This is a genomic window from Klebsiella sp. EMBS2024, from assembly GCF_036233805.1.
Classification (GTDB): Bacteria; Pseudomonadota; Gammaproteobacteria; order Enterobacterales; family Enterobacteriaceae; genus Klebsiella; species Klebsiella pneumoniae.
The window spans coordinates 1,109,176-1,116,763 of sequence record NZ_JAZARW010000001.1 but is presented as its reverse complement, the minus strand read 5'-3'; the positions used below and the strand labels follow the sequence as shown (position 1 = coordinate 1,116,763).

The following is a 7,588-nucleotide window of genomic DNA, read 5'->3' as shown; positions in this document are numbered from 1 at the left end:
TGCCGCGCGGCCCAGGTGAACCGCGCGGCAGGTCATTATGATGAATTTTACTTATGGCAGACGATTAAGCTCGCTGGCAATGGCAGCCGCCTCCTGGCTCCACGCCTGCGCCAGGGTCTTGACCATCGCGTCATAACCATCCTGTTCCTGCCTGAGGACGATGTTAAACGGGCGCTTAATCAGCTGTCCCTGATGCTTCAGCAGCCACTCACCGCTAACGATAACCCGCCCGTCATAGCGACCATGAAAGCCATTGACCGCAACGTTGAGGGTATCCTGCTCGCTCCCCAGCGGCTGGGACGACACTACCCAGCCGGGCAACTGCTGGCTGAGATTTGCCACCAGCGTAGTGCGCAGCTGCTGATCCAGCGGACTGGCCCACAGATTATTATTGGCGATCACATACTGCACGTCGGTGGTCTGATAGACCACCCCGTTACCCGCCAGATAATCCGGGATGCTGACCTGCTCTACCCACAGCAGACGTGCCCCCTGACTGGCGGCGCTCTGCGCGCCGCCCTGCACAACCGGTAGCTGATAGTATGTCTTGCTTTCCCCGCCGCTACTGCACGCCGTCAGTACGCATACGGCTGCCGCCAGTAACCATTTTTTCATTATTTCGCTCCCTTCGGCTGTGGATCTTTTTTATCCTTCGCCTCAAATACCAGCGCATTGCTCTTATCATTTAGCGTTTTCAGAACCGGCTGCAGCTCACGCAGCACCTGATCCAGACGCTGCATATCGGCCACCATCTTATTGTAGGCCGCAGAGCCCGGCTGGAAGCCCTGCATGCTACGGTTCAGTTCACGCAGCGTCGTCTGCATATCGGCGGGCAGCTGCTGCATTGACTGGCTGGAGGTGATCTTATTCAGATTATCCAGCGTGGTCTGCACGTGCTGCATCGTCTTCTCGCTCTGCGCCAGGGTGCTGGTCGCCTGCTCCAGCAGCGGATTAATCGGCAGGTTATTAATCTTATCCAGCGCATCCATCAGACGCTGCTGGATCTGTGCCAGTCCACCGCTGATGGTCGGGATAATCGGATAGCCGTTAAACTCCTGTATTTTCCCGCGCGGGGGCGCCTTCGGATAGAAGTCGAGATCGATATACAGCGCGCCGGTCACCAGGTTACCGGTTTTCAGCGAGCCGCGCAGTCCGCGGTTGATCAGATCGTCAATGTGGGCGCGAATATTCGGATCACCGCCAAGCTGATTAATCAGCCGTTGCGGTTCAACCCGCACTTCCACTGGAATACGATAGTCATCGTTCAAACGCTGCTTCAGCCCCGGAATAAAGAACGGCACTTTGCCGACGGTGCCCAGACGGATACCGCGGAACTCCACCGGCGCGCCCGGCTGCAGGCCGCGAACCGAGTCTTTGAAGAACATGACGTAATCGATATGCTCGGTAAAGACTGAATCCTGAATGCTCTTTTGATCGTCAAACAGATGGTATTCCGTTTTATTCGCCACCGGCTCGCCGAGGTCCAGTCCTTCAGGAATATCGAAGCTCACCCCGCCGCCAAACAGCGTCGACAGCGAGCCCATCTCGACGCGCATCCCCGCCGAGGTCAAATCTACAGCGATCCCGCTGTCCTTCCAGAAACGAACGTTGGTGGTCACCAGGCGATCGTTCGGCGCATTGATGAACAGCTGGTAAGTAATACGACGTTTCTGCGTGTCGAAGGTGCTGGTTTCCACTGACCCCACGCGATAGCCGCGGAACAACACCGGATCGCCCGGCGACAGCTGGCCCGCCTTGCTGCTTTCCAGCAGAATACGGATCCCCTTGGCATCCGGCGAGGCCAGCGGCGGAGAATCCAGTAGCGGATACTGCGCTGGCACCGAACCTTTCGTTCCTGGCTGCAGTTCAATATAGGCCCCGGACAACAATGTCCCAAGACCGCTGATCCCCTCGCGCCCAACCTGCGGCTTTACCACCCAGAAGACGGAATCGTTGTGCAGCAGCTTCTGCATCCCGGAATTGAGGCGGGCTTTGATTTCCACGTGGGTGAGATCGTCGGTCAGCGTCGCGCTCTCCACCACCCCAACGTCTACGCTGCGGCTCTTGATCCGGGTTTTTCCCCCTTCAATCCCTTCCGCATTGGTGGTGATCAGCGTGACCTCAGGCCCCTGATGGCTGTAATGATAAAACAGGATCCATGCCCCGATCAGCGCAGTGACGATAGGGAAGATCCACACCGGTGACCAGTTCTTCACCTTCTGCACTTTCGCTTCTCCGCTCTTATTTTCCATGTTGTTGTATTTCCTCATGGCTTGAATCTGGCTCACGATCCCACAGTAAACGGGGATCAAATGTCATGGCTGAAAACATGGTCATCACCACCACCAGCGCAAACATGACCGCGCCGATGGCTGGATAGATATTCATTAACCCTCCCATACGGACCAGCGCAGAGAGCACGGCGATGACAAAAACGTCAATCATTGACCAGCGGCCAACAAATTCCACCACCTCATAGATCAGATGCATGCGCTCCGAATCTCGCGCGCCGTTGCCGTTGGCGTTCCAGCATAACCAGGCGATAGCGATCATCTTCAGCGTCGGCACCATAATACTGGCGATAAAGATCACCAGCGCCACCGGATATGAACCTTCGCTCCACAGTAAAATCACCCCGGCCATAATGGTCGATGGCATTTTATCGCCCAGCAGATCGGTGATCATGATCGGCATAATGTTGGCAGGGAGATAAAGGATAAATGACGTCACCAGCAGCGCCAGCGTCCACTGCAGGCTATTTTTGCGCCGCGCCGTTCCTTTACTGTTACAGCGCGGGCAGGCGGTCTGATCGACCGGCAACACCGCCGTACAGCAGGCACAGGAGCGCAGCCCCTGACGGATACCGGTCACCCCGACCTTCAGCGGCTGGGTAATGGCCGGCATGGGGGCAATATCATCCCATAGCCAGCGGCGGTCGACGCACTGAAAAGTACGTAACTGCAGCAGGCAAAACATACACCAGGGAACAAAGCTCAGACCGATGCCAATATCACCGTAGGCCATCAGCTTGACGAAGCTCACCAGCACGCCGGCAAGAAAGATCTCCGCCATGCCCCAGGTTTTCAGTTGAAAGAGAATTCGCGCAAGGAACGTCTTCAGGCCGGCAGGCATTCTGACCCGATTAACCAGCAGCAAAATGGTGACCAGGCAAAACGCCGGCACTAATTGAACAAAGAGTAAAAAGAAAGTCCCGAGACTGGCGTAATCCTCGGTAAACAGTACGTTGGGAATTTCCAGCAGCTCTATTTCGCTACTGATGCCGCCCACTTTCATATAGATAAAAGGGAACAGGTTGGCCAGCAGCAGCATAAACAGCGCGACCAGCGCATACGCCGTGGGACGCTGGCGAGGCGCGTCCCACGTGGTGGTTAACGTTGTACCGCAGCGCGGGCAGGCGGCTTTCTGGCGATGCTCAAGCTGCGGCAAAGCCACCAGCAAATCACATTGGGGACATAGAATATGTCGCGCAGCATGATGATGATCGCACATGACAACTCCTCAGCTCAGGCGCCGTTCTTTAATCCTTCGAGATATTCCCAGCGTTCAAAGGCCGCTTCCAGCGCCTGCTCCGCTTCGGCCAGCTGCGCCAGCACCTGCTGCGTGCGATCGTGCGGTTGCCCGAAGAAATCGGGATCGGCAACCTGATCCTGCAACGTCTGCAGTTCGGCCTCGAGAGCCTCCAGCTTCTGCGGCAGTTGTTCCAGCTCGCGCTGCAGGTTATAGCTTAGTTTGTTCCCGCCGCGTTTGACAGTTTCTGCTTTTGGCTGAGCGACTTCCGTCGTTTTTTTAACGACCGTCTGCTTTTGCGCCAAAGACTGGGCCTGCTGACCGCGGGCGTCGTGATAGCCGCCGACGTACTGGCCAATACGACCGCCGCCTTCGAAGATCCAGCACTCGGTCACGGTATTGTCGACAAACTGACGATCGTGGCTCACCAGCATCACGGTCCCCTGATAGCCATCGATCAGCTCTTCCAGCAGCTCCAGCGTTTCAACATCGAGGTCGTTAGTCGGTTCATCAAGGATCAGCAGATTGCTGGGTTTCAGGAACAGCCGGGCCAGCAGCAGGCGGTTACGTTCCCCTCCGGAAAGCGCACGTACCGGGGTCATCGCTCGTTTTGGATGGAACAGGAAGTCCTGTAGATAACCCAGCACATGGCGTGGTTTACCGTTAACCATTACCTCCTGTTTGCCTTCCGCCAGGTTGTCCATCACCGTTTTATCCGGATCCAACTCCGCGCGGTGCTGGTCGAAGTAGGCGACCTCCAGCTTGGTGCCAACATGGATCCGCCCGCTGTCGGCCTGCAGCTGGCCGAGCATCAGCTTCAGCAACGTGGTTTTCCCGCAGCCGTTGGGGCCGATCAGGGCGATCTTGTCGCCGCGCTGGATCTGTGCGGAGAAATCCTTCACCAGCACTTTGCCGTCAACCTGATAGTTGACGTTTTCCATCTCAAAGACGATTTTGCCGGAACGGGAAGCCTCCTCAACCTGCATCTTCGCGCTGCCCATCACTTCCCGGCGCTCACCGCGCTCGCGGCGCATCGCCTTCAGCGCGCGGACTCGGCCTTCGTTACGGGTCCGGCGCGCTTTGATACCCTGACGGATCCACACCTCTTCCTGGGCCAGCTTGCGGTCAAATTCCGCATTCTGCAGTTCTTCGACCCGCAGGGCTTCTTCTTTATCGAGGAGATACTGATCGTAATTTCCCGGATAGGTCACCAGCTTGCCACGATCGAGGTCGACAATGCGCGTCGCCATATTGCGGATAAAGGAACGGTCATGCGAAATAAAGATAATCGTGCCTTTAAAGGTTTTCAGGAAACCTTCCAGCCAGTCGATGGTTTCGATATCGAGGTGGTTAGTGGGCTCATCCAGCAGCAGCACGCGCGGCCCACTGACCAGGGCGCGGCCCAGCGCCGCTTTACGTAGCCAGCCACCGGACAGCGACGCCAGCTGCGCATTGGCGTCAAGGCCCAGCTGCTCAATCACTTCGTTAATGCGGCTGTCCAGCTGCCATAGTCCCAGGTTATCGAGCTGCTCCTGCAGGCGCGCCAGTTCATTTAAATTTTTGTCGCTCGGATCGGTCATCACCTGATGCGACACGTCATGGTAGGCTTTCAGATAAGCCGCCTGCTCGGCGATCCCTTCGGCGACAAAATCGTACACCGTACCAGCAACGTTCCGCGGCGGATCCTGCTGCAGACGCGCCACGATCAGGTCCTGTTCATAAATGATGCGTCCGTCATCCAGCCCCTGTTCGCGGTTGAGGATCTTCATCAGGGTAGATTTACCGGCGCCGTTGCGTCCGACGAGGCAGACGCGTTCGTTATCTTCAATATGCAGCTCGGCATTATCCAGCAGCGGCGCATCGCTGAAGGAAAGCCAGGCGCCGTGCATACTAATCAGTGACATTATTTATTCCTTTCAGGCTGCGGTAATCAGCCAGCAGTTGTGGATCTGACGGTTGCGGGCAAAATCCTGCGACAGCGTTTTTTGCGAAATCTCTTGCGCCTTCAGGCCAAGCGCCGCCAGCCCGTCATGATCCATACGGAAACCGCGTTTGTTATTCGAGAACATAATGGTGCCGCCTTTACGCAGCAGACGTTTTAGATCGGTCATCAGGCGAATGTGATCGCGCTGGACGTCAAACGCATCTTCCATCCGTTTGGAGTTGGAAAAGGTCGGCGGATCGATAAAGATCAGATCGAACTGCTCGGTGCTTTCCCGCAGCCAACCCAGCACGTCCGCCTGCATCAGGCGATGCGCGCGGCCGGTCAGGCCATTGAGACGCAGGTTGCGTTCCGCCCACTCCAGGTAGGTGCGTGACATATCCACCGTGGTGGTGGATCGCGCACCGCCGAGGCCTGCGTGGACGCTGGCGCTGCCGGTATAGGAGAACAGGTTCAGGAAGTCCTTACCTTTACTCATCTGGCCGAGCATGCGACGGGCGATACGGTGGTCGAGGAACAGACCGGTATCCAGGTAGTCGGTGAGGTTGACCCACAGGCGCGCGTTATACTCCTGTACCTCAATAAAGTCGCCCTTCTCCGCCATCTTCTGATACTGGTTTTTCCCCTTCTGCCGTTCACGGGTTTTCAGCACCAGCTTGTTAGGCGCCATGTCCAGTACGGCGATAGTCGCAGCGATGATGTCGAACAGACGCTGGCGCGCCTTATGCGCGTCGACGGTTTTCGGCGGGGCATACTCCTGGACCACCACCCAGTCGGCATAGCGGTCAATGGCCACGTTGTATTCCGGTAGATCAGCATCGTACAGGCGATAGCATTCAATTCCTTCCTGGCGGGCCCATTTTTCAAACTTCTTCAGGTTTTTACGCAGACGGTTAGCAAAATCCTCCGCCAGCATCGCCGGCTTGCCGCCTTCGCTCTCCGCCAGGTGATAATTCTTCTGCACGCAGTCCAGCGGGCCGTTCTTGGCTTTAAACTGCTTGTCGGCACGCAGCTGCAGGCAACTCAGCAGCTCCGGCGAAGCGCTGAATACCGACAGGTTCCAGCCGCCGAACTGACTTTTCATTATCCGGCCAAGCAGGCTGTGCAGAGCGATCAGCGCTGGCTCGCTTTCCAGACGTTCGCCGTACGGCGGGTTACTGATCACCGTCCCGTACGGGCCTTTCGGCAGCGGGTTGTTCAGTTGGGCGACGTCTTTCACGTCAAAATCGATCAGCTCGCCAATGCCGGCGCGGCGGGCGTTGCGGCGCGCGCGCTCGATTACGCGCGCGTCGACGTCTGAGCCGTAGAAGCGTGACTCATACGCTGCCAATCCCTGACGAGCGCGGGTTTGCGCTTCCGCCTTCACCTCTTTCCAGATGGCGTCATCGTGCTGCGCCCAGCCGCCAAAGCCCCAGTGGCCGCGGTGCAGGCCCGGCGCGCGGTCGGTCGCCAGCATCGCCGCTTCAATCAGCAGGGTACCGGAGCCGCACATCGGATCGAGCAGCGGCGTACCTGGTACCCAGCCAGAGCGCATGACGATCGCCGCCGCGAGGTTTTCTTTGATCGGCGCCATTCCGGTACCATCGCGATAGCCGCGCAGGTGCAGGCCTTCGCCGCTCAGATCCAGCGAGATGTGCGCCGTCTCTTTGTTCAGCCAGACGTTGATCCGCAGATCGGGCGACTCACGATCGACGTTCGGGCGCGGCAGATTCTTACGGGTGAAGCTGTCGACAATGGCGTCTTTAACCTTCAGCGCGCCGTACTGGCTGTTACGGATCTCATCATTGAGGCCGCTAAAATGCACCGCGAAGGTGGCGCCAGGGTTGAACATCTCCGTCCACGGGATGGCCTGTACGCCGAGGTACAGATCCAGATCGCTGTATACGCGACATTCGCCCAGCGGCAGCATGATGCGCGAAGCCAGCCGGCTCCACATCAGGCTTTGATACAGCAGGCGCGTATCCCCCTGAAAATGGACCCCGCCCTGGACTACCTGGCAGTCCGTCGCGCCAAGCCCTTCCAGTTCAGTTTTTAACAGCTCTTCCAGCCCACGAGCCGTACTGGCAAACAGAGAATTCATATCGTCACTTTTACTTAAAGAAAATTGGTGCGCATTAT

Annotated in this window: 5 protein-coding genes; all 5 read right to left on the bottom strand. The window is 57.5% G+C overall.

Annotated elements, in window-relative coordinates:
- Positions 1-51: 51 nt before the first annotated feature.
- The 5 genes from pqiC to rlmKL are packed head-to-tail and all read right to left on the bottom strand — an operon-like array spanning position 52 to position 7,550.
- Positions 52-615 (bottom strand): membrane integrity-associated transporter subunit PqiC, encoded by a 564-nt coding sequence (gene pqiC, locus VZP09_RS05020; RefSeq protein WP_002898392.1) that lies wholly within the window; start codon positions 613-615, stop codon positions 52-54.
- On the bottom strand, positions 615-2,252 hold the full coding sequence (gene pqiB, locus VZP09_RS05015; RefSeq protein ID WP_002898390.1) for an intermembrane transport protein PqiB: 1,638 nt from the start codon (positions 2,250-2,252) through the stop codon (positions 615-617). The genes pqiC and pqiB overlap by 1 nt, the downstream gene beginning before the upstream one ends.
- Complete coding sequence (gene pqiA / locus VZP09_RS05010) at positions 2,242-3,510, bottom strand: membrane integrity-associated transporter subunit PqiA (RefSeq protein WP_002898387.1); 1,269 nt, start codon at positions 3,508-3,510, stop codon at positions 2,242-2,244. Before pqiA ends, pqiB begins: the two co-directional genes overlap by 11 nt.
- A gap of 14 nt (positions 3,511-3,524) precedes the next feature.
- Entirely contained in the window at positions 3,525-5,432 is a 1,908-nt protein-coding gene (locus VZP09_RS05005; protein ID WP_004147848.1) for an ABC transporter ATP-binding protein, read from the bottom strand.
- A 12-nt stretch (positions 5,433-5,444) separates the two neighbouring features.
- Entirely contained in the window at positions 5,445-7,550 is a 2,106-nt protein-coding gene (gene rlmKL / locus VZP09_RS05000) for a bifunctional 23S rRNA (guanine(2069)-N(7))-methyltransferase RlmK/23S rRNA (guanine(2445)-N(2))-methyltransferase RlmL (RefSeq protein WP_004147847.1), read from the bottom strand.
- Between the last annotated feature and the right edge of the window lie 38 nt (positions 7,551-7,588).

Coding starts and splice junctions, on each gene's coding strand:
- pqiC (WP_002898392.1), bottom strand. CDS start 615: ATGAAAAAATGGTTACTGGCGGCAGCCGTATGCGTACTGACGGCGTGC.
- pqiB (WP_002898390.1), bottom strand. CDS start 2,252: ATGGAAAATAAGAGCGGAGAAGCGAAAGTGCAGAAGGTGAAGAACTGG.
- pqiA (WP_002898387.1), bottom strand. CDS start 3,510: ATGTGCGATCATCATCATGCTGCGCGACATATTCTATGTCCCCAATGT.
- VZP09_RS05005 (WP_004147848.1), bottom strand. CDS start 5,432: ATGTCACTGATTAGTATGCACGGCGCCTGGCTTTCCTTCAGCGATGCG.
- rlmKL (WP_004147847.1), bottom strand. CDS start 7,550: ATGAATTCTCTGTTTGCCAGTACGGCTCGTGGGCTGGAAGAGCTGTTA.